23 protein-coding genes and 1 pseudogene are annotated in these 25,716 nt (G+C 67.0%); 17 read left to right on the top strand and 7 right to left on the bottom strand.

Annotated elements, in window-relative coordinates; genetic code table 11:
• The first annotated feature begins 180 nt into the window (after positions 1-180).
• Positions 181-1,377: a site-specific integrase gene (locus AC16DP_RS08805; RefSeq protein WP_329734284.1), complete on the top strand. Its 1,197-nt coding sequence runs from the start codon at positions 181-183 to the stop codon at positions 1,375-1,377.
• On the opposite strand, the gene AC16DP_RS08800 is transcribed toward AC16DP_RS08805, so the two are convergent.
• Positions 1,355-1,684, bottom strand: a complete 330-nt coding sequence (locus tag AC16DP_RS08800; protein WP_329734283.1) for a hypothetical protein — start codon at positions 1,682-1,684, stop codon at positions 1,355-1,357. The genes AC16DP_RS08805 and AC16DP_RS08800 overlap by 23 nt on opposite strands.
• Positions 1,685-3,115: 1,431 nt before the next feature.
• Between AC16DP_RS08800 and AC16DP_RS08795 the strand changes: the two genes are divergently transcribed.
• The 8 genes and pseudogenes from AC16DP_RS08795 to AC16DP_RS08760 all read left to right on the top strand — a co-directional run.
• Positions 3,116-3,571, top strand: coding sequence for a hypothetical protein (locus AC16DP_RS08795; RefSeq protein ID WP_329734282.1), 456 nt, complete (start codon positions 3,116-3,118; stop codon positions 3,569-3,571).
• A 155-nt stretch (positions 3,572-3,726) separates the two neighbouring features.
• Complete coding sequence (locus AC16DP_RS08790; protein WP_329734281.1) at positions 3,727-4,809, top strand: serine/threonine-protein kinase; 1,083 nt, start codon at positions 3,727-3,729, stop codon at positions 4,807-4,809.
• Between the two features lie 11 nt (positions 4,810-4,820).
• Positions 4,821-5,261: a helix-turn-helix transcriptional regulator gene (locus tag AC16DP_RS08785; protein WP_329734280.1), complete on the top strand. Its 441-nt coding sequence runs from the start codon at positions 4,821-4,823 to the stop codon at positions 5,259-5,261.
• A gap of 31 nt (positions 5,262-5,292) precedes the next feature.
• Positions 5,293-5,700, top strand: coding sequence for a helix-turn-helix domain-containing protein (locus AC16DP_RS08780; protein WP_329734279.1), 408 nt, complete (start codon positions 5,293-5,295; stop codon positions 5,698-5,700).
• Between the two features lie 182 nt (positions 5,701-5,882).
• Positions 5,883-7,991, top strand: a complete 2,109-nt coding sequence (locus AC16DP_RS08775; protein ID WP_329734278.1) for a serine/threonine protein kinase — start codon at positions 5,883-5,885, stop codon at positions 7,989-7,991.
• An 84-nt stretch (positions 7,992-8,075) separates the two neighbouring features.
• Complete coding sequence (locus AC16DP_RS08770) at positions 8,076-9,020, top strand: DUF2381 family protein (protein WP_329734277.1); 945 nt, start codon at positions 8,076-8,078, stop codon at positions 9,018-9,020.
• Positions 9,021-9,205: 185 nt separating this feature from the next.
• Entirely contained in the window at positions 9,206-10,651 is a 1,446-nt protein-coding gene (gene sitA5, locus AC16DP_RS08765; protein ID WP_483956671.1) for a SitA5 family polymorphic toxin, read from the top strand.
• Positions 10,648-10,995, top strand: a pseudogene (locus tag AC16DP_RS08760) (DUF2019 domain-containing protein); the annotation flags it as partial. The gene sitA5 and the pseudogene AC16DP_RS08760, both read left to right, overlap by 4 nt.
• A 324-nt stretch (positions 10,996-11,319) precedes the next feature.
• Here AC16DP_RS08760 and AC16DP_RS08755 read toward each other — a convergent pair.
• Genes AC16DP_RS08755 through AC16DP_RS08745 form a run of 3 tightly spaced genes read right to left on the bottom strand, consistent with a single transcriptional unit; the run spans position 11,320 to position 12,452 of the window.
• Positions 11,320-11,862: a hypothetical protein gene (locus AC16DP_RS08755; RefSeq protein ID WP_329734275.1), complete on the bottom strand. Its 543-nt coding sequence runs from the start codon at positions 11,860-11,862 to the stop codon at positions 11,320-11,322.
• Positions 11,863-11,870: 8 nt separating this feature from the next.
• Positions 11,871-12,143, bottom strand: a complete 273-nt coding sequence (locus tag AC16DP_RS08750) for a hypothetical protein (protein WP_329734274.1) — start codon at positions 12,141-12,143, stop codon at positions 11,871-11,873.
• Between the two features lie 12 nt (positions 12,144-12,155).
• Complete coding sequence (locus AC16DP_RS08745; protein ID WP_329734273.1) at positions 12,156-12,452, bottom strand: hypothetical protein; 297 nt, start codon at positions 12,450-12,452, stop codon at positions 12,156-12,158.
• 488 nt (positions 12,453-12,940) lie between these two features.
• Between AC16DP_RS08745 and AC16DP_RS08740 the strand changes: the two genes are divergently transcribed.
• From AC16DP_RS08740 to AC16DP_RS08730, 3 genes are all read left to right on the top strand, one after another.
• On the top strand, positions 12,941-13,228 hold the full coding sequence (locus tag AC16DP_RS08740) for a hypothetical protein (RefSeq protein WP_329734272.1): 288 nt from the start codon (positions 12,941-12,943) through the stop codon (positions 13,226-13,228).
• 918 nt (positions 13,229-14,146) lie between these two features.
• Positions 14,147-15,547: an AHH domain-containing protein gene (locus tag AC16DP_RS08735; protein ID WP_329734271.1), complete on the top strand. Its 1,401-nt coding sequence runs from the start codon at positions 14,147-14,149 to the stop codon at positions 15,545-15,547.
• A gap of 140 nt (positions 15,548-15,687) precedes the next feature.
• Entirely contained in the window at positions 15,688-16,116 is a 429-nt protein-coding gene (locus AC16DP_RS08730) for an imm11 family protein (protein WP_329734286.1), read from the top strand.
• Positions 16,117-16,231: 115 nt separating this feature from the next.
• Here the strand turns inward: AC16DP_RS08730 and AC16DP_RS08725 are convergent, their stop codons facing one another.
• From AC16DP_RS08725 to AC16DP_RS08715, 3 genes are all read right to left on the bottom strand, one after another.
• Positions 16,232-17,590: a DUF4259 domain-containing protein gene (locus tag AC16DP_RS08725; protein ID WP_329734270.1), complete on the bottom strand. Its 1,359-nt coding sequence runs from the start codon at positions 17,588-17,590 to the stop codon at positions 16,232-16,234.
• A 115-nt stretch (positions 17,591-17,705) separates the two neighbouring features.
• Entirely contained in the window at positions 17,706-18,164 is a 459-nt protein-coding gene (locus AC16DP_RS08720) for an Imm26 family immunity protein (protein ID WP_329734269.1), read from the bottom strand.
• 134 nt (positions 18,165-18,298) lie between these two features.
• Positions 18,299-18,973: a hypothetical protein gene (locus AC16DP_RS08715; RefSeq protein WP_329734268.1), complete on the bottom strand. Its 675-nt coding sequence runs from the start codon at positions 18,971-18,973 to the stop codon at positions 18,299-18,301.
• Positions 18,974-19,116: 143 nt separating this feature from the next.
• On the opposite strand from AC16DP_RS08715, the gene AC16DP_RS08710 reads away from it, so the two are divergent.
• The 5 genes from AC16DP_RS08710 to AC16DP_RS08690 all read left to right on the top strand — a co-directional run bounded on the left by AC16DP_RS08710 (position 19,117) and on the right by AC16DP_RS08690 (position 25,715).
• Entirely contained in the window at positions 19,117-19,704 is a 588-nt protein-coding gene (locus AC16DP_RS08710; protein WP_329734285.1) for an RNA polymerase sigma factor, read from the top strand.
• A gap of 164 nt (positions 19,705-19,868) precedes the next feature.
• Positions 19,869-22,352 (top strand): heavy metal translocating P-type ATPase, encoded by a 2,484-nt coding sequence (locus AC16DP_RS08705; protein ID WP_329734267.1) that lies wholly within the window; start codon positions 19,869-19,871, stop codon positions 22,350-22,352.
• Between the two features lie 164 nt (positions 22,353-22,516).
• On the top strand, positions 22,517-23,860 hold the full coding sequence (locus tag AC16DP_RS08700) for a hypothetical protein (protein ID WP_329734266.1): 1,344 nt from the start codon (positions 22,517-22,519) through the stop codon (positions 23,858-23,860).
• Positions 23,861-23,907: 47 nt separating this feature from the next.
• Positions 23,908-24,990, top strand: coding sequence for an aromatic ring-hydroxylating dioxygenase subunit alpha (locus tag AC16DP_RS08695; RefSeq protein WP_329734265.1), 1,083 nt, complete (start codon positions 23,908-23,910; stop codon positions 24,988-24,990).
• Positions 24,991-25,112: 122 nt separating this feature from the next.
• Entirely contained in the window at positions 25,113-25,715 is a 603-nt protein-coding gene (locus AC16DP_RS08690) for a DUF2378 family protein (RefSeq protein WP_329734264.1), read from the top strand.
• Position 25,716 lies beyond the last annotated feature (1 nt).

Genomic DNA, 25,716 nt, shown 5'->3' with positions numbered 1-25,716 from the left:
GCGAACGAAAACGGACGTCGGGAGAGATAACCTCAACCAACCGAACCGCCGGATGCGGATCCGCCTGTCCGGTGGTGTGGCAGGGGGAGTAGGGAGTTACCCTCTCTACCCCCCTATGCCGATTGGGGACCAAATCGTGCTCCCTGGGGTCCAAATTCGGACCAAACCGGAGCGCACGACATGGGCAACAACAGGGTATGGGCGGGGAAGTGGAAGGGGGGGCGGACGTTCAACGGGAAGGATGGCCGTCCGGTGTTCGTGCTGCGGAAGATGGTTCAGGGACGGGCCTATACCGTCCACCTGGACGCCCGCAGCGAGACGGAAGCGGAAGCCGAGCTGGCCCTCTTCATGCGCGACCCCGAGGGCTACAGCACCAAGCGGGAGGCGCGACAGCAGCAGCAGGAATCCGCCGTTCACCTCAACGCCGAGACCGTGGGCCGCTTCCTCGACTCCATGAGGCAGGCAAAAACCACCGAGCGGTACGTGGGCAACGTCGGCTACTACTTGGCGACGTGGGCCGAAGCTCTCTCGGGGAGGGATCTGCGCACCGTCACCCTCCAGGAACTGCTGCGGGAGTTGGCCCGTCACAAGACGGCCAGGAAGAACCGCATTACGGCGCTCAAGTCGTTTGCTTCTTGGTTGAGGGAGCAAGGGGCCCTCTCCCTGGCCGAAGACCCCACCGTGTCCCTCAAGGTGCCCGTGACCCGTCCCGAGAAGGCCGTGCGGGAGAAGGGTTACAGCATCGAGACCACCGAGCGGCTCTATCGAGCCATCAGCGGATGGGAGTTCACCAACTTCGGGCAGGAGGAAACGCGGCGCATGACCGACGTGCAGTGTGTGCGCGACGTGCTGTGTATCCACGCCAAGACAGGGATGCACGGCACGGAGATCGAGCGGCTAGCCAAGGGCGAGGGAAAGGTTGCCGTGTTCGAGGACCAAGGCGAGATCGCCGCAACGGTGACGTTCATCCACAAGAGCGGGAACGTTCACCGGCAGAGCATCGACCGGCAAACCCTGGCGGCTGTGCAGCGGCTACAGGCGAGAGGGGCTGCGCCGGTTGATAGTCATATCCGCCGGGTTGTGACTCGCGCCTGTGAAACCCTCGGAATCGAGCCGATTAATTTCGGGGAGTACCGGCACAGCTTCGTTACCTGGGCTTCGGAGTGCGGGCAGGAAGTAAGGCCCAAGGCGGGAGGGCTCCCACTGGCCGCGATTGCCGCCGTGGTCGGCCACCACTCGGCAAACACAACGAAACGCTTTTACGACAACGTGAAGGTGCCCCCGATGATCAAAATTCCGATCAAACTGGAGCACCCCGACGACCCGGCACTGCTGCCGGTGCGGCGAGCGCAAATCAGGCTCGTCGAATCAGCTTGAGGATTTCATCCCGCTCCCCCCGCCCGGCGTTGCTCTGGGCGGGGCGCCGCTTGAGCATGGGCGCTGGTTCGCGTTTGAGCTTGGGCGCTGGCTCGCGGTCGATGCCGTCAATGAGAGCTTCGAGGCTGGGCAGGTCGATCATGGCCACCTTCCCAAGCTTCGGGGCACGACGGAGGACGCCACTCTTCAAAAGCTCGAAGATGCGCGAGCGCCCGCAGCCGAGCAGGGCCTGCGCGGCTTCGATGGAGACGGCTCGCACCGCTTGAGCAGGAGCCGCGTTGCTGAGCCTGTTCGTGATCTCGCGCACGGACTCGCGCAGGCCCCGCACTTCCTCGTAGAGCGCCCGCAGTAGGTCAGCCTCGCCAGTTGAGGCAGGGCGGGCCGCTGGTTGCGCCCTGGTCTCTGGACCACCCTGCGCACCCGCAGAGGCACATCCGCAGCAATCAGAGGCGCCCGCCCGCCCGCCAGCCGTGGAGGGAGCCCCCTCCGTACAAACGTCGATCTCCGCCATACCCGCCACCCATCCAAGCAACCAACCCCGACCAAACAACCCACCAGATACAGCGACAGGCACCAAAGTGACACAACCCTGTGGAATGTGTCCAGGCTGCTAGTCGTGGGCCGCCGATGACTGGCCTGCGCATAGTCAGGCAACCAAGTAACGCGAGGCGCGCCACCACCGGGGCCACCACCGGGGCCACCACCGGGGCCACCACCGCGCCACCACCGGGGCCACCACCGGGGCCACCACCGCGCCACCACAACGCCGCTGTTGTGAAGCGTCCAAGCAGGCGGCCCGAGGTTTGTGCCGCACTCCGGTGCTCTCCACCACGCCCGAGGCTCGGCTGCCGTGCCCTGGTGCCCTGTGGCCTCCACTGCGCCCTGGTGCCGCTACCGCGCTGCTGATGCGCTCCACGCGCCCGAGGCTCGGCTGCCGTGCTCCGGTGGTCTTCCACCGCGCCCTGGAGGGCTCCACGGGCCCGAGCTTCGGCTGCCGCGCCGTAGGTGCCCGCCACCGCGCCGCTGATGCGCTCCCACCGGCCCGAGGCTCGCGCCGCGCCCTGGTGGCGCTGCCGCACTGTTGGCGCTCCAACCGGCCCGTGCTTCGGCTGCCGCGCTGCTGGCGCCCTCCGCCGAGCCCCGGCGTCGTGCCCTGGCGCCGTGCTCGAGAACTTCGAAGCCGCGCCAATTCCGGCGAACTCCAGAGGCCGGATTGCTGCGCAACCAGGGGCGCTAGGTCTGAGCCCCAGGCGGCTGGGCGCAGCGTCGGGCGGCGCGGTGGATGCACCGGGGCAGCAGCCGAGCCTTGGGCCCGTGGAGGGGGCATCAACGGCGCGGTGAAGCCCATCAGGGCACGGTGCGCCACTCGGGGGGCAGGGCGCCAGAGGACGGCAGCCGAAGCTCGGGACCTGGGAGGGCTCGCACGGGGCGGCACCTCTCCCGCCCGCTCACGTCGGGGCGGCCCTGTTGACCCCCGCAGTCGGCTGGTCCTTCCCTTGGTTGGTCCCGCATGTTACCTAGCGGTCTACTCACTAAGGTTCACGGCTGGTCTATTCGACCACCCGTTGTCACAACTCGCGAGGTGTCCATGCCGAACGCTCCCCATGCGCGCCGGATAGGGGCTCGTGTTGCCCGTGCTCGCCCCTGGCCCTTTCCCCTCACGCCTGCATTGCTGGCTGTGCTGTTGCTGTGTCCCGCCGCATGCGCCAGCGGCCCACGTCCCGAGGTGTTCCGCGCCATGCGGGATGTGCTCGCGGACTTGGACGACTTCGGCGCGCTGCTGCTGGAGGCCGGACTACCGCCGGACATGCTGCCCCCGGGCCGGGAGGTGTCGCCGGAGGAAGCAACGCGGCTGCGCGTCGCCTTCGGCCTATATCCGCCCACCTCCCGCACCTATGGCCCGCGACTCGTCGCGGACATGCTGCTGCGGGAGGTCACCGAAGGCGCCGCCTCCGTGAAACGCTCTGAGCTGGATTCACGCCTGCTGCGTTACCGCGAGTTAAGCGTGATGGGCTCCGATGGCTTCCTCTCCTCAGCCCTCACTGGCACTCCCGCCCAGTGCATCGGCCCGGTAGAGGTGAAAGGCGGCGCGCTACGGGCGGGTGAGTTCGAGGTAGGCGGCTTCTACGCGCCGGATGGCAATGGCGGCTGGCTGCGCGTCGTCTTCCTTCCCCCCTTCAAACGCTCTCTGTAGCTCTAGCTGCAAAGCCTTCCACATACCGGAGTCACACCATGCCCTCACCAGGAAATAGCCCCCGGCGAGCGACTCGCCAGGGGGCGGATCGTTACAGGGATTATCGTTTCTCTTTCGAGTCAGGGGATTATCGCTATGACGTAGAAGCACCCCTCTTGCTCCACCCCGACTTTGACACGCTGTTGGTCGCATCACGTCGGCACCTCAAGAAGAAGGAGCGCCGTAGCATCATACTCAAAAAGGTTGGTGCCATTTCCGGGCGCGAAGCGCGGGCGCGCGCCACGGAAGAGGTTCGGCTCGCGGGGTTTCTGCATCATCCCAGAATCGCGCGGGTTTTTGATTTCGTCGTCCACGACGGCACCCCCTTTGTCGTCATGGAGCACGCGAAAGGCTCTTTCCTTTTCACTCTTCTGGACTTGGCGGCGGCGGTGGAGTACCGCCTGCCCACTCCCTTTGCTGTCCACGTTGCCGCCGAGGTGGCCGACGCCTTGGCCTATGCGCACGAGTGCGAGGATGACATGGGGACTCCCTTGCATATCGTCCACCGTGCCGTGGGTCCCATGCGTATCCGCCTCACCTTGGATGGCCGAGTCAAACTGACCAATTTCGGGGCGGCTTATTCCGAGTTGGCCGGGCGTATGCCCACACCGCGCGATTTGCTGAGAGGAGATCCAGCCTACATCGCCCCGGAACTCCTGCGCGCCATATTCGCGGCCAATCAGAGGAAGTCAGACCCGCTCGCTCCGAAAGAACTCGACGGGCGCGCGGATGTCTTCTCCTTGGGGCTGGTCTTGTTGGAGATGCTGACGGCGAAGTATCCGCTAGACCCGCTCGGGCTCCTCCCCGAGCGCCCAGCTACGCGCTTCCCTCCGGGCATTCGTACCGAGCGCCCCACTTGGATAGGCTTGGACGTGTTGGCTAACCGCGTGCTGCGGTTTGGGACGGAAGAGGTATCGCGGGCGACTGGGTTTGTTTCTGAGCCGCTCCGAGCGATCCTGATTCGAGCCCTCGCGGCGGACCCTGGCCAGCGTTACCCGACAGCCGCCGACTTACGCGACGACTTGCGCGGCTACCTCCGCGAGGTGGCCGGGCCTTCCTACGGGCGCCAGCAAGTCATGGCCGAGGTTCAAACCGTTGTGCGGATGGCCACTGAGCGCAAGAAGCTGGCAGCCCAGCCGATGGAATACGGCGTGCTCCCCGACCTTGAAGATTTGCAAGACGAAGCGAACGGCGGCTGAGGACTCTCATCATGTCCAATAGACATCCCACACAAATCAAGCTGGCAAGATACTTGGGAGCCGCTGCGCGTGAATGTCGGTTGCGTGCGAACATGACACAGGCGGACGTGGCGGAGTTGGTCAACATCGCAACGGAGGTGTATGGCCGCATTGAGCGGGGGGGAGTGCTCCCGAGCTTGCCCACCTTCCGGCGCCTGTGCCGTGCCCTCCGAGCGGATGCCAACAAATTGCTAGGGCTCGACGCTCCCCCCACGTCGGAAGCATCGGCGCGGTCATCTACGGAAGCGTCGGAGCCCTTGCCCGTGGATGTCCTGGAGGAGCCCATATCTACGCCAGAGGACCCGCCCGGATTGCGGCGCCTGTTCCGCTACCTCAAGAAGCTAACTCCGGAACAACTCCGCGCCATAGGCCATGTTGCCAGTACCTACCTCAAGCCATATGAACGCCGGTAGGGCATACCAGCGCAACCAGAGGGGCTGACACATGGATGACTTGGATTCTGAATACGGAGACCTGATGAAAAGCCTTGGTGAGGCGGCCCGTGCCGTCCGCGAAAGGTTGAACGTGACTCAGGCCGAAATCGCGAGGGGTGCCGGAATCGCGCCAGCCGTTTACGGGAGGATTGAGCGCGGCCACATGATGCCCGCCGTTCTAACGCTGCGCAAAATCGCGGTGTCCCTCGGCATCTCGGCGGACGTGCTGTTGGGCATTACCTCGAAGGAGGTGGCCAAGAACATGGACGAGCCACCGCCCGAGGGGGATTTGACTCCCGAGGTGCGCCGACTCGTGCGCACCTTGAAGGCGTGGCCTGACGAAAAGGTGAAGCTCCTGTCGCGCTTCGCCAAGCTGCTGGAGCCGGTGCAGTTGCCCGACTCCGAGCCGGAGGAATGAGCGGGCTCCCGGCGTTGGGGCCGGGGCGTGGGCGGCTCGCGTTCGTGCTCGGCGCGGACGTGCCATGGAGGGGACTGCCTTCCGCTCCGGCCCCAGTTTCCAACCGGGCGAGCCTGCGCGAGAACGACCCAACCGCGCGCGTTGGGTTCTGCTAGAGTTGCGGACCTTCGGAGGTTCGCGGCATGGTCATTCATCTTCCAAAAGACGGCGCCCGGGTAGGCGACTATACAATCCGCCACAAGCTAGGCGAGGGCGGCTCTGGCTATGTCTACAAGGCCGAGCGCGGCGGGCGTTACTTCGCCATCAAGTTCCTTTCGGAATTGGAGTGGACCGGCTGGAACCGGCGGGAAGTCACCATCATGGTCCGCCTTCAAACCCTCAACCTTCAAATCCCAAACGTGGTGGGCTTTCGCGGGTGCGAACGGTGGCCAGACCCGGACATAGGCTATCCATACATTGTTATGGATTTCGTCCCCGGGTTGACCATGGACAAGTATGTCCAAAAAAACAACCCCTCGGCCCGGGTGGCATTGGGCAAATTCCTGAAGATTGCGAAGGCCATGGGGGCGGTGCATCGGCTCGACGTGCTGCACCGGGACTTGAAGGAATTAAACATCATCATCCGAGCCGACGACGGCGAGCCAGTCGTGATTGATTTTGGCTACGGAGCCATGAAGGGAATTCAGACTGAAACAGGGCCGGGGCGAGTGCCCCCCGGGACGCCCGAGTATCGCAGCCCCGAGATCATCAAGTTTCTGAGAGGCGAGACACCAGAGGACATATATACATACACCGTGTCTGACGAGTTGTGGACAATGGGAGTAATTCTGTATTGGCTGCTGACGGATGTAATGCCGTTCGGTGGCCGGTTGGAAAGTGGGCTGAATGATCGGATCCGCCTGAATACACCCAGGGCGCCCCACCTCATCAATCCGCGCGTGCCCGAGTCGGCAAGCCGCTTGTGTATGCGCATGTTGGAGAAGGACCCGCAGGCACGCTTCAAGGATGATGAGGAGTTGTGCGCCGCTCTGGATGCGGTGCTGACTGCCTCCGAGGGTGATGCAAGTTGGGATTTGCCGTTGATAGATCCCCTCTCCCCCCACGATGCGACAACGGCAGGCAATGCGAGTGCGGACGAAGAGCCGAACGGAAGGGCGAAGGAAGTACAGCTGTGGATAGCAGCGCACAAACCCCGGCGCGGCTGGTGGCCTGTGGAGGGGCCACCGGCACGGGAGCAGGAGGCGCCCCCGCCCCCGTCCCCGGACGAGTTGCCCTCCCCCAGGGCCAAGCCGGAGGCGCCCGCTGCGGGCCCAGTGGCGGACGGGGCGGCGCCAGGAGGGGCACGGGGCGTGCGTCGCTGGCTGGGAGCCTCGGGCCCCCTTCCCATGGGGGCCCTGATGGTGGACATGCTCAAGCGGCCTCCCCTTGCGCTCGTGGCGGGGCTCGCGGTGGTGGCGCTCGCGGTGGGCTCCCTGGGGCCGCTGCAAAAGCCCGCCCCCGCTCCGAGTGTCGCGCCTGCCTCCATGGCCCAGAAGGCCTCGCCCCCACCTAGCGCGTCTGCCAGCGGTGGGGAGACGGAAGGGGCCGCACCCATCCGCGAAGTGGCGCAGCCGCACAACCCAGCCGAAGCTAACGCGGGCGCGGCGCCCGTGAGGGCCCAACCCCCCGCGCCTACCCTTACCGCCATGCTTCGCAAGTCAGACACGACGAACAAGCCAGACGACACGCCCAAGCCCCAGCCGCAACGCGCGGGCAGGCTCCCCCCCTTGAAGAGTGCCGCCGCTGTGGGCGCTACCTGTGCGCTGCTTGAGGGATGCACTGGAGGCACGACCCCCCAGGTGCGCCCCACGCCCGCGCCTGTCGAGTGCCCCGCCGATTGGAAGACGTCGCACGAAAGGTTAGGCATTCGCAGCGGGCGGGCAGGCGTCGTGCTGCAAGGGTACGAAGGGGAGAACACCGAGAGGGCTCCTCTGCGGGAGGGTCCCGTTACGGTGGTGCTGGATGACAAGGTGGGCAAGCTGCCCGAGGGCTCCTTGCTTTCGGGGACGTTGCAGCTTGGGGAAAGCCGCTTTTATGGCACCTTCACCCGGGTGCAGATTCCAGGCGGGGACGCCTACCCCGTGTGTCTGGTTATTGGCCTGAATGACCCGTCAGCCATGCCGGGTGGACCGGATTGCCCCGCCGGACTGGGCGACTGCCCAGCGCACGAGAGCAGGCCCGGCAACGTGAAGATGTTCACTCGCTTTGACGTGTTCCCGAAGGGCTCTCGCTCGGGGAACACGTTTTTTTAGTCAGTGCTGCCGCGCCGTTGCGGTTAATACGGGCCCGCCGGTTGCCGGACGCGGGCCCGCTTGCATTCTGGAGGTTGGATTTCCGTGCTGCCCCCGTCCCCTGGCGCCCTTTTGGCGCTCGCCCTTCTCGCTGGCGCCGCACAGGCCGCCGAGCCGCCGCCCCCCGTTCCCCTCTGTGCTGCTACCTCCCGCATCGATGTGGCGGCGTACTCCACGGGACAGGTCTCCGAGGTGTGCGTTAGTCCGAACGAGACGACAACGTTTGCGTTTGACTCCCGCCTTGCTGCTGGGGCCGTGGAGGTCCAGCCAGAGGGCCGCCTTGCGGATTGGACCCCGGGCAAAGAGGGTCTGACTCTCCACGTCATTCCCAAGGGGGATTTTCTGCCAGGGGAGAGGGTCAAGGTAACGGTGCGCTTCGCGGATGGCGCGGCCCCGACAGGTGCAACCTTCTGGCTCGTGGGCCATGCGGCAAGGGGGGCGCGGCGCGTGGAGGTGTTCCGCAAGCCCCGCCCGGCGGACGTGCTCCAGAAAGAGAAGGACGAAGCACAGGCCGAAGCGCGCCAATGCCAGGAGGACAAGGCGCGGCTTCTGGCCGAGCGCAAGGAGCCCGGCGGGCTCATGGGCGCCGCGTGGCTGGAGCGTGAAGAGGAGGTTGAATCGCGAGACATTGGGAGGGACTTGAAGCACGACCCGGCCAACGCACTACAGACAAAGGCGGCCAAGAGTTACAGCCAGCGCAAAGGCGTAACCCTCCCAGGAGGCATGGCGGTAAGGCTTCAACTCCTAAACCCTGGCGCCGAACCCTGGACGGCGGCGGGGGCGGTGTTGAAGGACGCGACGGGCGCGGAGGAGGTGGAGCTTTCCGCGTGGCAAGTGTCGGCCATTGCTCCCGGCGCTCGTGGCTTTGTCGTGATGGGCGCGGAGCGGGAGCCGGGGCAACTCGCCTGCCCCTGCACCCTCAAGCTGTGGGAGGCGCAAGGGCCGCGCACCGTCAACCTCGGGAACGTCACCTTCCCGGCTGAGGAGTAAGCTGGGAAGCAAGGCGCGGCGCGCGAGTAGTGCCGCCACCCCATCCGGCGGGAGGGAAAACCAACCTACCCGATGGGCTTTCAGCACCTCACCAGACCCGGCGGCTTGACCTAGCTATCAGCCGCTTTCTGTAATGGACGGGTTTGGGCTTCCAGCTCGGGCGGCTCGCCCGGAGAGGTGCGGCAATGTCTAGGCATTCTGTCGATACTCGCCCCGTGGACACACGGCGGCCCCAGCGCGCGGGTGCGCTGGCCCTGGCGGCGCTGATGCTGGTTACAGCGTGCGCCACGGGGGCCCCCATGGGTGGTGGGTTGACGGCTTCCCGTTACCGTCAACCCGTGCCGCACGACTCGTCCGAATCATCGGGGCTGGAAGCGGAAGCCGAAGACGGGAGCCAGGAGGGAGAGGCTTTCTTTGCCAAGCTGCCCACGGACTTTGCGCCTGTGCAGGTGAGTGACGCCGAGTTTTCGGAGACCATGACAACGCTTTGGCTCAACATGCCGCTTCGGGTGGCCGCGTCCCGTCCCCCGTTGTATGTCGGCCGTAGGCTGGCGTTGGCTTCCGCGCCCTTGAGTGGCGAAGCGTGGCAATCAGACCTGGCCCGCTCCTATGGGCATTTTTGCGAGCGGTGCGGCACGCCAGGGGATTGCCTGACGCTGTTTGAAGACGGGCCCCGCCTTCAGGATGACGACAAGCGAAGCCTTGCGCTCGCCCTGGCGGTGGGTCCTGCCCTGGAAGGCGTAAACGCGGAAGTGCGGGCCATGCTCGACCCTACGCGAATGCTCGCCATGGTCAGCATTGGCATCACGGCGTATATGGCGCTGCTGCTGGCGCCCGTGCCCGAGCCGATAACGAAGGGCGCGGCCCTGGTGTTTAGCGCCGCCCTGTGGGGCTATCTTGGTTATGAATTCTTCGACCTGCTGCGTGCCTATGCGCAGCTTTACGAGGATGCACCCCGGGCCTCTACCTTCGCGGAGCTCCGCGAGATTGGCGAGCGTTTCGGACGTGTCATCGGTCCCAACAGTGTGCGGATTCTCGTCATCGTCGGGACGGCGGCCATTGGTGAGACGGCGGCCCTCGCTTCCAGTGCCCCGAAGCTCCCCGGATTCGCGCAAGCGTCGGAGAGAGTCGCGGCTAACACCGGCTTGGGCTTGCTGGAGACGGTAACCGGAGCCGAGCGCCTTATTATCTCTGTGCCCGAGGGGACGATCCGCGTGGTATTGGCGCCTCATGCTGTGGCCATGGCCGCCCGGGGAGTTGCCGCTGGGAGCCCGGCCCCGACTCGGGGTAAGCTCCTTCCGAACGGACATAGGGCGTGGGGGTCGTTCGGTGGTTTTAAGTCGGCCATGGGTTCAGCGGGCCCCGGAAAGGAATGGCATCACATCGTGGAGCAGACCAAAGGCAACGCGAAGCGGTTCGGGGGCGAGGCCCTGCATAATACCGAGAATGTCATTGCGTTAGACAAGGCGCTTCACACGCGGGTTAGCGCCCTCTTTTCTAGAAAGGCGCGTAGGATTACGGGCTCAAGGATTCTGACGGTGCGGGAGTGGCTCAGCACTCAGTCCTACGAGGCGCAACGGGAATTTGGCCTGCTGGCCATTCAGAACGTCAGGAACGGCATTTGGCCATGATTGATTTGCAAGGTCTTGTGGCGGAGTTTGCGCGGCATGTACAGGCAGAAACCGAGGCTGCTTGGCGGGGCGATTCCAAGACGGCGAACAAGCACGCTGATCAGTGCTTAGCCGTGTTTGACAAACTGCGGGCTCATGGCGACACCGGACGGGATGCGCTCGCGGTGTTCTTCACGCATCCACGCATGGACGTGCGTGTGTCAGCGGCGGCGCTGCTGTTGCGCCATCGCACGGCGGAAGCCAAAGCGGTTTTGGAGGAAGCAGCGAAGGGCCAAGGACTGATCCCTTTTGAAGCATCCCAGGCGTTGAAACGCTGGGAAGAGGGTACATGGGCCCTAGACCCTGCCGACGATAATGTGGGGTCTCCCGAAGCGACCGGCCCGGCAGCGCCGAGCAAGCGCAGCCGACCGCGCACGGAACGCGCCGCGCCTGACAAACGGAGGGGGAGCAAGCGGGGCAAACGCGGTGGGTGATCCCGAAAGGGCTTGGCAGTCGAAACTCGGGCCCGGTGGAGTCCGCCAGGGCAGCCCGGCAGCCACAGTGGGCACCTCGGGCCGGTACTCGGGTCAACGGTGCTCAGGGCGGTGGGGCCTGCACGCGCGATCCGCGCCCGAGTCGATTTCTCGGGCCTTGCAGCGAACAACCGTTCGAGAATAGTGAGCGCTCATTCAGGGGTTAGAACTGTTGAGCAGGGCCATGACAGTGGGGTCCTTCGCGGACTTTTCGTCTTTCCACTGGTTGTGGCAGCGCAAAACGTGGAAGTACCTCGTTCCGGCCCGGAAGTCGTCGGGGAACTCCCTGACGGTTTCATCAATCCAGTTACGAAAGTCGCGCCGGTAAACATCCTCGTTGACGAGACCGCGCACGATGCACGCGCAGAGACGGTCCATCGTATTCAGATACTCCTCAGCGGACTCTGCGAGCAATGCCTTGGCGCCGTTGATCTCGTCATCACTCGGTGGATTCGCAGATTTCACCGCGTTGGCAATCTTCATGGCTTGTCCGGCCGCTTCAGCCCAGCGTCGCCTAGCAGACCGAATGCCTTCCTCAAGCTGGAGGACGGCCATCAGGCTCGATATCCGGCTTGCCTCAGCGCCGGTACGAGCCGAATCCGCAACGCCCTTCAATTGAAGCCCAGTAAAGACAAGGGCTCCAACTGCGGAGAAAGCAGACACAGCTTGAATATAAAGTCCAATTTCCTCGGTCGTCATTACTCCCTCTACTTCCTTTGCGCAGCAGCAGCCAGCATCTGGGAGGCCACGGCATGGAGGTCGAACAGCCGTCTTGCGGCTGTAGTATCGTCAAGCCGAATCTTGGGTGCCTTCGCGTACCGCTTTTGCACCTCACTCCAGAACCACTGACGGGTCGCATCGTCTGTGTTGCTGGCCGTCAGTTCACGTTGAATGCGGCCGATAACGGCTTGAAATTGATCAGTGGCAACGCACATCGAGAGATCGTAGACGCACTGATCAACGTAGGCGTTTGAAATCATGTCTCGTGCTCCTCACTTCCCTGGCGAGGCGGCAGCAAGCGACTGCTGCTGTGCGGTCGCCAGCATTTGCGAAGCTACTCTGTGGAGATCGTACAACCTCGCAGCGGCAGTAGTGTCCTTGAGTACGAGTTTGGGTGCCTTTTCATAGCGCACCTGCACCTCGCCCCAGAACCACTGACGATTATCGCGGTTGGTGCCCCAGGCGTTCAGGTTGCGCTCGATGCCGCTGACGATGTTTCTGAAATCGTCGGTGCTGCGGGCCATCGCAAGGTCTTTGACACACTGATCAACGTACTCGGACCAAGTCACTCATTCTCCTCTGCGGATCACGCTGAGGTGCTGAATAACCACTGCCGAGCCAGTGTCAAGAAGTGCCCAGAACACCGCGCGCTCCGCCCCTGGGAGCCTGTCTAAGTGTCTTCGTGACCTACCGCATATTGGGCGGTGCGAGTTATGCGCACCACTATATGTGGTATGTAGGAGTCGTCTTCGGCGGTGCTCCGACAAGCTCCAAGCGTCTTCGGGCGCGGGTGTGCGGTGGATGGGGCAGCGGGCGCGGCAGCCAAAGCTCGGGCCCGGTAAGAGGCACCAGGGCGGCAGACGAGGCTGGTACTCGGATCAACGGTGCTCAGTCGGTGGAGGCCCACCAGGGCAGCCGGGCAGCCACGGCAGGCATCTCGGGCTCGGTGGATGCCACCAGGGATGTGCGGCGCGGTGCCACTTCGAATTATCCTCGACGCTCTCGCGAGCTACGGAAAGAATGGGTGCTCCTGACCCGGCCCTGGCCTGGAGTCCCCATGACGAGCCTCACCCCGTACCTCAAAGACGCCTTGCAGCGTGTGCAGCGGCTGGCGGATGGCACCTTGTTCACTCTGAACCCCCACAACAAGAGATATCAGAGTCTGTACACCGCCGAAGAGTGGGCCAATATCCGGAAGCGCATATCTGTGACCACCTTCGGGGAACGGTTTCTGAAGTACATTGAGGACTACAACCGCGACCATGGACTCATCGCGGAGATTCTTGAAAAGCTCACTAACAATAGACAGCCGTACCGCAAGGTGGGACCACCAGCCTCGGAGTAACAGAGCCTTTTCGCGCGCCTGCTGGCGGATGGCAGCGGCGCCCACCGTGGTGCCCTCGCGCGTCGGATTCCCGGCGCTCGGCTCGACCAGTTCGGCCTGTGGAGCATGCGCCAGGGCCGCAGCAGTGCTCACCGTGGCACGGCCCACGATGGAGACGGAGCTTTCCGCGTGGCAGGAGACAGTTATCCCCCCCGGCGCCCGTAGCTTTGTCGTGGTAGGCGCCGAGAGGGCGCCGGGGCACTTGGCGCCCCTGCACCCTCAAGCTATGGGAGGCGCAAGGGTCGCGTACTGTCACCCACCGTCACCCTCGGGAACGTTACATTCCCAGTGAGCCAAAAGGCGGAACCTTGAGCCCTGCCATTTCAAGCGGGGCCGGTCTCAATGGACTGTTCGTCAACACCAGGGCGGCCCAGCGGCCATGGTGGGAGAAACTCGGGGCGGGGTGGGGGGGGCACCAGGACAGCACGGTGGGCACCTCGGGCCATTGGACGCCGCCAGGGCCCGGCGGTAGTAGACTAGCGCATCAGCGCTAGAAGATAGATCCAGGGCTGGAGGGCTCGCCGCTCCCACCCGGTGAGGGGCCCAAGGGGACCAAAAAAGGACCAAACCGAACGGACGCGCCTGGACTCGCCCGGACAGATGGGCGCCCCATTTTCAGAGGGAAACGGCGGGTGTGCCTCTGGGTCCGAGGGAGGTCGGAGCCGCCCTTAGCGGCTTCGATTCCCGCCGCTTCCACTGGATGTAGCAAGGCCCTGGCCGCCATCAAGAGTCGCCGCTTGCCTCCACACATCACGCAGGCGAAGATGTCGAGGTCGAACGTCCTGTTCTGGAGAATGGGGCTTGCCTCCCCACCTCATGGGGGGTGAACAATCACCGGCTGACGCTCCTGGAGTGCTCGAGGGGCAGGAGGAGCCGGTCATGCGTCAGCTTGTCACCCACGCCCTGTGTCTGATGCTGATACCGATGTTAGCTCGAGCCGCCCCTCTCGGCAGAGAGCTCGAGCCTGTCGAAGTGCGCGAGTACGACGGCGGCTGGGGGCGTAAAGGGGTCCAACTCGTCTTCAAGCGACTCCCGCCCGACCACGACCAGGGGGGGCTGACTCGGGAGGATGGGCAAGCCATCCGTGCGGCCTTCGAAGAGGTATACGGCAAGCAGGAGCCACTCCCTCCGCCACGGTACCCCGGCGGGACGAGGCTTGCGAGTGTGGGGACGCAATATGTCAGCACGGCCCCTTCAGAGTGGCAGGAGAAGATTCGCAAGGACTATGAAGAGCTTTACGGGAAGGGGCCGTCTGCCCTCGCATTGCCAGGCAACCTGGAAAACAGCCGCTTCTTCCAGGCGCTGAGGCTCTCCCCTCAATATATGGGAGAGGGCGCACGCGAGGCGGCCATGGAGCTGTTCAGCTCGCCCGCCTTCATCGTATCCATGGCCGCCTCAATGACTTTGTATCTCGCGGCGCTCGCGGCACCTGAGCCCGTTCTGAGTAAGGGGTTTGTGGCGGCTGTCTCGCTATGGCTCCTGGTCACCTATGGCGCTACGGAAATCATGAACGTAGCGATGGTGGTCAAGCAGCTGTACCAGGAGGCCGAGGCGGCGCAGAACTTCGAGCAGCTGGACAAAGCCGCCCGGAACTTTGGCCCGAAGATAGGCGGCACGGCGCTGAGAGTCCTTGTGACGATCGCCCTGGGGCGGCTGGCGGGGAAGCTGCCACAGGTGCCGAAGGCGCCGGGGGGAGGTGGTCTGTGGACAAGGCTCGGCATGCCTCGGTACGCACTGACGAGAACTGTCACACTGCAGGGGGCACCGGTCGTGCAGGGGACCGGTGCGCAGGTGACGGTCGTGATCGGAGAGGCAGCGGCTGCGGAGACCTCGGTGGCGAACGGCACGGTCCTGCTGATGGGGGCTCTGCTGGGCACAGAGGCGTCCGCGGCCAAGGCAGCCATCCAGGCGGCCCGGACAACGGGAGGCTGCCGGGAAGACAACAGCAAGGGTGATGCTCCAGAACACCACATCGCCACCGACAAGAATGGCAAGGCCGAAGTCAGGGGTGGCCCCTGGACACCACAGTTCGAGCCTCTCTTCGAGCGAGCCGGCATGAGCCTCGATGATCCAGCGAACAAGCTCTTTGTGATTGGCCATAAGGGGCCTCATCCCGAGCAGTACCATCAAGAGGTTTATGATCGTCTGAATAACGCAACCAAGCTGTGCGCGGGGCCAGACGAATGCAGGCGCAAGCTGACCCATGCGCTTGATGAAATCGCGGGCGACATCTGCAGGTCTGGCTCGAGACTCAACAAGCTCGTTACAAAGAAGCCATGAGCACTCAGGATAGATATTTCCGTCTAACGGGCGATGTGCACATTCCGGGGCGCTGGTATGTCCAAGGCCCATGGGACGCTGAGGGAAGAAGGGTTGTTCCCGGGCGGCTACAAGAGGGAAAGGCTTTGAGCTTGGACTGGATGCCCTTCTTCTCTGTGCGTTGCCCCGGGCAAGCACTCGATTATACGGAAACAGAGGCCACTGCCGTTGTAAGCCATCGCTTTGTTTCCCTGTGCGAGCAGCTAGGCATCCAGAACAACGTGCAGTTCATCCCGGCGCGAGTGGAGAACCAGTCTGAGCGGTATTTCATCCTCAACACACTCCACATCATCAGGTGTATTGATGAGGCTCGATGCGAGGAGGTTTCATTTTGGGAGCCCAGGCATGGAGAGCCAGAAAGGGTGGGCGAATACCGGAACGTCGCCGGTCTGAGGATAGACCCGACGAAGGTTGGCGGCGCTGATATCTTCCGTCCTTGGGGCTGGACGGTGGTGCTGATCGTCTCCGAGCGCGTCAAACTGGCCATGGAGGAAGAAGGCGTCACCGGTGCCAGCTTCATCGAAGTGTGACAGCATCCGGCCGCCCGTGGCCCTGCCTCCCGTACGCGAGGTCGTTGTGGACACGGATGGCGTTACGATCAACGGGCTCGAGCCGAGGCGTACCGGGTGGCCGCGCTCAATGGGCTCAACCGCCTGTTCTGACGGGTGCCCCCTCCAGCCCTTCGCGCAGGGACTGCACATGCTGGCGGAAGGCCTTCCCTCCGTCCTCCGCCTCTTCCCAGACCATTCGCAGCTCGCTGGACTCGTTGACGAGGAGTGGGAGGAGCCGTAGGGCTGCCTCCACGGCCTGGCCCAGGTGTTTGGCGGGTGCGTCCGGCAGTCGGTCCCCGAGCCCGCGGGGCACGGCGGTCCGCGGGAGCGCTCCGCTCCAGACCGCCACACACGCGGCGAAGTCGTACGTGCGCTGGTCCCCTCCAGCATCCGGCCGCCCGTAGCCCTGACGCCCGTGCGCCAGGTCGTGGTGGACACGGATGGCGTTCACCACGCCGAACTCCACCATCCACGGCAGCAGGTCCTCGCCAAAGCTCACCGGGTCCCCGAAGGGCGCGGGGGTCGCGCGGGCCCGCCGGGCCGGCCAGGCGTGCCGGTGCGCGGCGCGGAAGGCACGCTCCCACTCCTCCGGGGACCGCACCGTGCCGGGGGCAGGCAGGCGCCCCTCCGCGGCCTCTCGCGCCAACGCAAGCAGTTGCTCGGGCGAGCGGCGGGTGTACTCGGGGTGGCGGCGCGCCTCCGCGTAGTCCACGTGCTCGAAGTTCCCGGCCGACGCGCTCGTCAGCGAGTAGAGCGAGAAGGGGACCGACTCGAAGGCGTAGCGGATGGGCCGCGCCAGGTCCTTCCGCAGCGGAAGCTTCGTGGTGACCGGCCACTGCCGCGTCACGTGCGAGAGGCTGCACGGGATGCGCCGCGCGGGCCCTTCACCCCCGACAATGCGCGCCGCCTCCCCCTCAGCGCCCGCACCGGCGAAGAGCGCGAGCTCGCCGGGCCCGATCACCTGCGCGAAGGCGAAGCGCCCCTGGCCGACGGGAAGGGCGAGCACGTCCCCTTTCGTCGCGCGTGCGGGCCGGGCGGCAGAGTCCTTCGGAGCAGCCAGGCGCTGCTTCAGCTCCGCGAGCTGCTGCGCGAGCTTCTCCCGGTGGCCGCCGTCCTCGAACAGCTCCAGCAGCTCCGAGCGGCTTCGCGTGAGGCGGGAGAGCGCCCCCGCCGCCTCCTCGCAGAGCGCCGGGGTGGCCCGGAGGCGCGCGGCGGTCTCCAGCACGTCGTCCGGCGCGTCCTTCGCGGGCGCTCCCCGGGCAGCCGCCACCAGCTCGGCAGCGGCCCACGCAGTGGCTCCCGCGTCCACCTCGAGGTACTCGGTGTCGGGAGTTCTGGCGACGGCCTTCAGCGCGGCGCGCACGAGCCTTCCGGGGGATTCCTCCTCGCGCAGCTCCGCGAGGAAGTCCGCCGCAGCATCCGACTCGAAGGGTCCGCGCCCCCATGCTCCCATGCTGTTCTCTCCGGGAAATCGCCGAGGAGTACTCTCTCAGAGGAGAGGGACCTGGGCGAGTCGCTCAACCGCCTGTTCTGACGGAGAGCCCCTGCGCTCGATACCCAGGCTGAGCCTAGCTCAGGCGTACCTTCAGGTGCTCCACGGCGGCGTTGGGCCGCCCCAGGAAGGCATCGAGCAGGCGTTCCTCGACGGACTCCTGTTCCCAGACCGCGGCACGCTCGAGTCCCACGCATTCCTGGAGCTCGGCGGCTCTCGCGTTGCCCGCCGTGTCGAAGATGGTGCAGCGGCGGAAGTCTCCCACGTCCTGCCTGAACTGGACGAGTGGCTGGGCCAGGTGCTGCTCGAGCGCTCTCCATCCGATGGGCTCCCACGCATTCAGGGCCATCAGGTTGACAGCGATCTTGAAGAGGACGGGCTTCGACGAAATCCTGTCCACATCAGAGTCCGGGTCCGTGGTTCTGTGTTTGTAGAAGGCAATATGGGGTGGTTCGAGCAGTCTCCCGTAGCCAAAGGAGCCATCGGCGAGCGCAAGCCTGACAAACGTGCCTGTTTTGTGCTTCGGCTTGCCCAACTTTCAATCTCCCGTGTAGGGGGGGAGTTGCCCCCGGTGCTTCAGTATCCATCAGCCCACCATGAGGCGTACCGGGTGGCCGCGCTCAACGGGCTCAACTGCCTGTATCCGACGGTTGAGCCCCTCCGCGGGCATCAGCGCTGGCGGCGATCCTCGCGCGTCTCGCGGCGGTCTTCCCGCGTCTCACGCCGGTCCTCGCGCAGCTCGCGCTTGTCGCCGGCCACCTCGCCGCGGGCGAGCTGCGTCAGCTCCACGATGAGCGCGCGCTTGCGGTCCAGCTGCGCGGGCGCCTGGGCTCCGGCGAGCGTCTTCAGCTCCTGGGCGATGCGTCGGCGCACGGACTGGGACGCGGCCTCCACCTGGGTGTCGCGCCGGTCATCGCGGCGGTCGCGCCGGTCGTCGCGGAGGTCGTGCCGGTCGTCGGCGAGCGCTCCCGGACGGCCAGCGGCCTGGTCCCGGCGCACCTCGCGGCGATCCGAGCGGATTTCACGGGTGTCTCGGCGGACCTCGGCCTTGTCGGCGGCGAGCTCGGTCCGACCCTCGGCGAGCTCCTGGCGCAGCAGGGTGTTCAGGCGCGAGTCCACCTCGGCGAGCCCTGCGGCATCCTGGTGGGCGCGGGCCGCATCGAAGCGGGCCAGCACGGCCTCGAGCTCCACCACGTCCTTGCGGTCATCGCGGGTCTCCTGGCGGTCCTGGCGCTTGTCCTGGCGGTCCTGGACGCGCTCGGCGTGGTTGCGCACGGCCTGGGCGCTGGCGGTGGTACCGGACAGCAGGAGGGCGGCGACGAGGGCTCGGGTGGGACGGTTCATGGCGTTATTCCCCTGGAAAATCGGTTCGAATCTCCCAAACCCGGGAGATGAATGGAAGTTGCGGGCTGCCTTCGGGGGAGGGTCTTGGGTAATAGACGGGGAGGGGCGCGCGAGGTGCGCACCCCGTGACTCCGAGGTACGGCATGCGGGAAGGCAACGGTGAGGGGGAGCTGACTCCAGCGGTGGTGGAGTCGCTGGTGGGGAACCATCGGCGCTTCCTGGGTTTCCTCGAGCGGCGGGTGGGGAGCCGGGCCCAGGCCGAGGAGATCCTCCAGTCCGCCTATGTGCGCACCCTGGAGAAGGGGGGCGAGCTGGAGGACGGAGAGGGCGCGGTCGCCTGGTTCTACCGGCTGTTGCGCAACGCGCTCGTGGACCACTACCGCCGGCAGGGCGCCGAGGGCCGGGCCCTGGAGCGCGAGGCCCGCGAGGCCTCCGAGCTGGGGCCGGACCCCGAGCTGACGCAGACGGTCTGCGCGTGCATCCACGACCTGCTGCCCGCGCTCAAGCCCGAGTACGCGGAGATGGTGCGGCAGGTGGACCTGGAGGGGCGGGGCGTGCCCGAGGTGGCCCGGGAGGCGGGCATCACCGCGAACAACGCCGGGGTGCGGCTGCACCGGGCGCGGCAGGCCCTCAAGAAGCAGCTGGAGCGCAGCTGTGGCACCTGTGCGTCGCACGGGTGCCTGGACTGCACGTGCGGCAAGCCGGGTGGGGGCTGCAAGCCGTCCGCGTGACGGAGTGCGTCAGGGCTGGACGCAGGAGGGGGACAACCGCCAGCCGCCCGCTTGACGGGCAGGGGGGCGCGGTGATGCACCCATCCGAACCAGGGCGCGAGGCGTGCCCACTGTAAGAGCCTGGCGGGAGTTCCGTCAGCCCGGGTGAAAGGACGAATTTCCTCATGGCCCACGAGCACACCCACGCGCACGATTCCCACGCCGCCCACCCGGAGGGCCCCCCGGCCCCGGGCGAGGGCAAGGTGCTGGACCCGGTCTGCGGAATGACGGTCGACCCAGCAACCGCCAAGGGGGGCAGCCACGTCCACAAGGGCGCGACCTACCACTTCTGCAACCCGAAGTGCCGCGAGCGCTTCGCCGCCGAGCCCCGGAAGTACCTCGAGGCGAAGGGTGAGCCCGAGCCGGTGGAGGCCCCGCCGGGCACGATGTGGATCTGCCCGATGGACCCCGAGGTCCGCCAGGACCACCCGGGCGCCTGCCCCAAGTGCGGCATGGCGCTGGAGCCCGAGCAGCCCATGACGCTGGCGGCGCGCACCGAGTGGGTGTGCCCCATGCACCCGGAGATCGTGCGGAACGAGCCCGGGGCGTGCCCCATCTGTGGCATGGCGTTGGAGCCGCGCACGGTGCTGCCCGAGGAGCAGCCGGACCCCGAGCTGCTGAGCATGACGCGGCGGTTCTGGGTGGGCGTCGTCCTCACGCTGCCGCTGCTCTTCCTCGGTATGTCCGAGATGATTCCCGGCCAGCCGGTGCAGCACGCCGTGGCGCCTCAGCTGCTGGCGTGGATACAGCTGGCGCTGGCGAGCCCGGTGGTGCTCTGGGGCGGCTGGCCCTTCTTCGAGCGCGGTTGGGCGTCGGTGAAGAACCGGCACCTCAACATGTTCACCCTCATCGCCATCGGCACGGGGGCGGCGTACCTCTTCAGCGTCTTCGCCACGCTGGCCCCCGGGCTGCTGCCGCATGCCTTCACCGGCCATGGCGGCGCGGTGCCCGTCTATTTCGAGGCGGCGGCGACCATCATCACGCTGGTACTGCTCGGACAGGTGCTGGAGCTGCGGGCCCGCCGCGCGACCTCGGGGGCCCTGCGCGCGCTGCTCAGCCTCGCTCCGGCCGTGGCCCGGCGCATCCGCGAGGACGGCCGTGAGGAGGACGTCTCCCTCGAGCAGGTGAAGGCGGGGGACTCGCTGCGCGTGCGCCCGGGCGAGAAGGTGCCGGTGGACGGCGTGGTGCTGGAGGGCGAGAGCGCCGTGGACGAGTCCATGGTGACGGGCGAGTCCATCCCGGTGGAGAAGGTGCCCGGCGCCCGCGTCACGGGGGGCACCGTCAACGGCACGGGCAGCCTGGTGATGAAGGCCGAGCGGGTGGGGAAGGACACGCTGCTGTCGCGCATCGTCCAGCGGGTGAGCGAGGCCCAGCGCTCGCGCGCGCCCATCCAGCGGCTGGCGGACAAGGTGGCCGCGGTGTTCGTCCCGGCCGTCATCACGGCCTCCGTGCTCACCTTCCTCGTGTGGGCCTTCCTCGGGCCGGAGCCGCGGCTGGCGCACGCGCTGGTGAACGCGGTGGCGGTGCTCATCATCGCCTGCCCGTGCGCGCTGGGCCTGGCCACGCCCATGTCCGTGGTGGTGGGGACGGGCAAGGGCGCCGGGGTGGGCGTGCTCATCCGCGACGCCGAGGCGCTGGAGTTGCTGGAGAAGGTGGACACCCTGGTGGTGGACAAGACGGGCACGCTGACGGAGGGCAAGCCGAAGCTGGTGTCGGTGGTGGCGGCCGAGGGCATGGACGAGGCGCGGCTGCTGCACCTGGCGGCGAGCCTCGAGCGGGGCAGTGAGCACCCGCTGGCGGCGGCGGTGGTGGCGGGGGCCGAGGCGCGCGGGGCGGTGCTGTCGGCGGCGCAGGGCTTCCGCTCGGTGACGGGCAAGGGAGTGACGGGGCGCGTGAACGGCTCGGAGGTGGCGCTGGGCAACGTGGCGCTGCTGGAGTCGCTGGGCGTGGACGCGGAGGCGCTGAGGCCTCGCGCCGAGGCGCTGCGGCGCGAGGGCCAGACGGTCATGTACGTGGCGGTGGAGGGCAGGCCGGCGGGGCTGCTCGGCGTGGCGGACCCCGTCAAGGCCACCACGGCCGAGGCCCTGGCCACGCTGCACCGCGAGGGCGTGCGGGTGGTGATGCTCACGGGCGACAGCCGCACCACGGCCGAGGCGGTGGCGCGCCAGCTGGGCATCGACGAGGTGGTGGCGGAGGTGCTGCCCGAGGGCAAGGGCGACGTGGTGAAGCGGCTGCAGGCCGGGGGCCGCACGGTGGCGATGGCGGGAGACGGCGTGAACGACGCACCCGCGCTGGCGCAGGCGGACGTGGGCATCGCGATGGGGACGGGGACGGACATCGCGATGGAGAGCGCCTCGGTGACGCTGGTGAAGGGTGACTTGAGAGGCATTGCCCGGGCGCGCGGGCTGAGCCGGGGCACGCTGCGCAACATCCGGCAGAACCTCTTCTTCGCCTTCGTCTACAACACCCTGGGCGTGCCCATCGCCGCGGGCGTGCTGTACCCCTTCTTCGGGTGGCTGCTGAGCCCCATGCTCGCGGCGGCGGCGATGAGCCTCTCGTCGGTGTCGGTCATCGGCAACGCGCTGCGTCTGCGAAAGCTGAAGCTTTGACGTGTCACTTCGCTGACAGCACCGAACACTGAACATCGCCAAGAGGGAGCCTGCGAGGACGGCGGGAGGCGTCTGTCCGCCCGCTCCCTCCACGGGCTGACGGTGGAGCGTGTCGCTCCCACTTCGACGGGACGAGCACCAGCCTCCCAGGGGCGAGGTGGAATATGCGCACGCTGTTGCTCTCCCTGGGTCTGTTCCTGGCCTTCCCCGTCGGAGCACAGGAGGCGGAGCACGGGCACGACACTCACGCGGAGCCTCCGGCCCAGGGTGGGCACGACACCGGACACATGGGCCACATGGGGCACATGGGACACGAGGCGCGCGAGGTCCAGTCGCTCCGGGACATCCCCCTGATGCGGCGGGGCTCGGGCACGTCCTGGCAGCCGGACCTCATCCCCCCATCCATGTTGCATGGGGAGGTGGCGGGCTGGGGCCTCATGTTCCAGGGCCTGCTCTTCGGCGGCTACGACGTGCAGGGCGGGCCCCGGGGAGACGACGCGTTCGCGGGAATCGGCTGGCTGATGCTCATGGCGAACCGGGAGCTGCCCTCGGGGCAGCTCGTCGCGAGCGTCATGTTGAGCCCCGAGCCCTTCACCGCGGGCGCGAACGGTGGCTACCCCCTGCTGCTCCAGACGGGAGAGAGCTTCGAGGGCGAGCCGCTGCGGGACCGCCAGCACCCGCATGACCTCTTCATGGAGCTGGCGCTCTCGTACTCGCACTACTTCTCGGACACGTGGGGGCTGATGCTCTACGCGGCGCCCGCGGGCGAGCCGGCGCTGGGCCCGGTGGCCTTTCCGCACCGGGTGTCGGGCTGGTACGACCCGCTGGCCGTGTTGGGGCACCACTGGCAGGACTCCACGCACATCTCCTTCGGGGTGCTGACCGCGGGCATCCTCACGCCGAAGGCGAAGCTGGAGCTCTCCTGGTTCAACGGCCGCGAGCCCGACGAGAACCGCTACGGCCTGGACCTGCGGGCGCCGGACTCGTTCTCCCTGCGGCTGTCGGCCAACCCCACGGCGCGGGTGAGCGCGCAGGTGTCCTACGGCTACCTGAAGAGTCCCGAGCTGCTCGAGCCGGACGTGTCGGTGCACCGGCTCACCGCGTCGGCCACGTACCACGCGCCCTTCGGGAGCAATGGCTTCTGGGCGACCACGGCCGTCTTCGGCCGCAACCTCGAGGAAGAGGAGGCGCCCACCAGCTCCTTCCTGCTGGAGAGCAGCCTGGCCCTGGACGGGCACCACGTCGTCTTCGGGCGGGCGGAGTACGTCCAGAAGGCGGGGCACGACCTGGTGCTCCCCGAGCCGCTGGAGCACTCCGTCTTCGACGTGGGCAACCTCGTGCTGGGCTACGTCTACAACCTCGGTCCCTTCGGTCCGGTGCGGCCGGGCGTGGGCGTGCGCGGTGCGCTGAACCTGGTGCCCGAGGGGCTCGCGTCCTTCTACGGCAGCCGCACCCCCGTGGGCGGCATGGTGTACGTCCGCCTCGCGCCGGCCGGGGGGCACCACTGAGCCACCAGGAAGCGTGCACTCCCCAGGCATCCCATTAGAGTGGGGCCATGTTTTCTTCTCGTGAGGAAGGGCGTGGCCCGGCCGCGCCGTCAGGACTCGTCTCGGTGGTCCGGCTCCCCCAGAGCTGGTTCATCCTCTGCGCCTCGCGCGAGCTGGGGCGCAAGCCGCTCGCGCGCACGCTGCAGGGCACGCCGCTCGTGCTCTTCCGCAACGAGGCCGGCAAGCCCGCGGCGCTGGTGGACCGCTGCCCCCATCGCAACGTGCCCCTGTCCCTGGGCAAGGTGGTGGGTGGCCAGCTCCAGTGTGGCTACCACGGCTGGCGCTTCGACACGGCGGGCCAGTGCCGCGCCATCCCCGGCCTCATGGGCGAGCCCGGCGCGAAGTCCCGCTGCGCCGCCTGGCATGCCACGCGCGAGCAGGAGGGCTTCGTCTGGGTGTACTCCACCCCCGGCGTCGAGCCCACGCACGAGCCCTACCGCTTCCCCCTGCTGGACGCCCACGGCTACAGCACCGTGCGCCGCACCCTGCGCGCGAAGGGCTCGCTGCACTCCCTGCTGGAGAACACGCTGGACGTGCCCCACACGTCCTTCCTCCACGGAGGGCTGTTCCGCACCGAGAAGAAGAAGAATGAAATCGAGGTGGTGGTGCGCCGGGGCGCGGACCGGGTGGAGGCCGAGTACATCGGCGAGCCCCGTCCCGAGGGCCTCGCCGCGCGGCTGCTGGCCCCGGGCGGCGGCGTGGTGCAGCACTTCGACCGCTTCCTGCTGCCGTCCATCGCCCAGGTGGAGTACCGGCTCGGGGACGACAGCCACGTCATCATCACCTCGGCGATGACGCCCGCGGACGACTGGGACACGCTGGTGTACGCCGTCGTCACCTTCCGCATGCCGCTGCCGCACTGGCTGGTGAAGCCCTTCATCACCCCGGTGGCCCTGCACATCTTCGGGCAGGACGCCCGCATCCTCGAGCGCCAGACGGAGACCATCCGCCGCTTCGGCACCGAGACGTTCGCCTCCACCGAGGTGGACGTGCTCGGCCCGCCCATCCTCCGCCTGCTGCGCCAGGCCGAGCGCGAGAAGGTGGCCACCTCGGCCGAGGTGCAGGAGACGCGGCTGAAGATGCAGGTGTGAACAGGGCGGCTGCGCGCCACCGGACAATCCGGGACCTTCCGGGCTGACCGAGTTTCCACCAGCGCACAGATTCGCGAGAGGGGGCATGGCCGGAAGTCGGGGGGAATTGTCACCCTGCGGGCATGCTCCCCACGCTGACCACCGAGAAACTCGTCTTCGCGCAGTCCGTGGATGCCCTCTTCGTGCGCGCGCTGGGACCGCACCTGACGCGGGAGGGGCGGCGCCGGCTGAAGGACGTGGGGCTGGATTTGAACGAGCCCTTGCGGCCGGCCTACCCGCTGGAACTGTGGAAGGCCTTCCTACGGGTGGCGGTGAGCGACGTCTTCCCGGCGGCCCCGCCCCAGGAGGCGTGGTGCGGCCTGGGCGAGCGCTACCTGCAGGGCTTCCGGCAGACGGCGCAGGGCCGGGCGAGCATGTCGCTGGTGACGCGGCTGGGGCCGAGGCACACGCTGGAGCGCGTGCCGCACAACGTGCGGGCGGGCAACAACTTCAACGAGGTGCGGGTGGAGGAGCTGGGCACGCACGCGGCCACGCTGTGGATGAAGGACGTGGCCGCGGACAACCCCTTCTTCGCCTGTGGCTTCCTCGCCGAGACGCTGCGCGCGGCGGGGGCGGGGGACATCTCCGTGCACCCGGTGGCCTTCGATGGCACGGCGGCCACCTTCCGGCTCACCTGGACGCACGCCGCCACCCGGCCGGCCGCGGTGGGGCTGACGCGGCGCTGAG

This window comes from Archangium sp., from assembly GCF_057119385.1.
The sequence above is the reverse complement of the archived record's forward strand: the minus strand, read 5'-3'. Positions and strand labels throughout refer to the sequence as shown.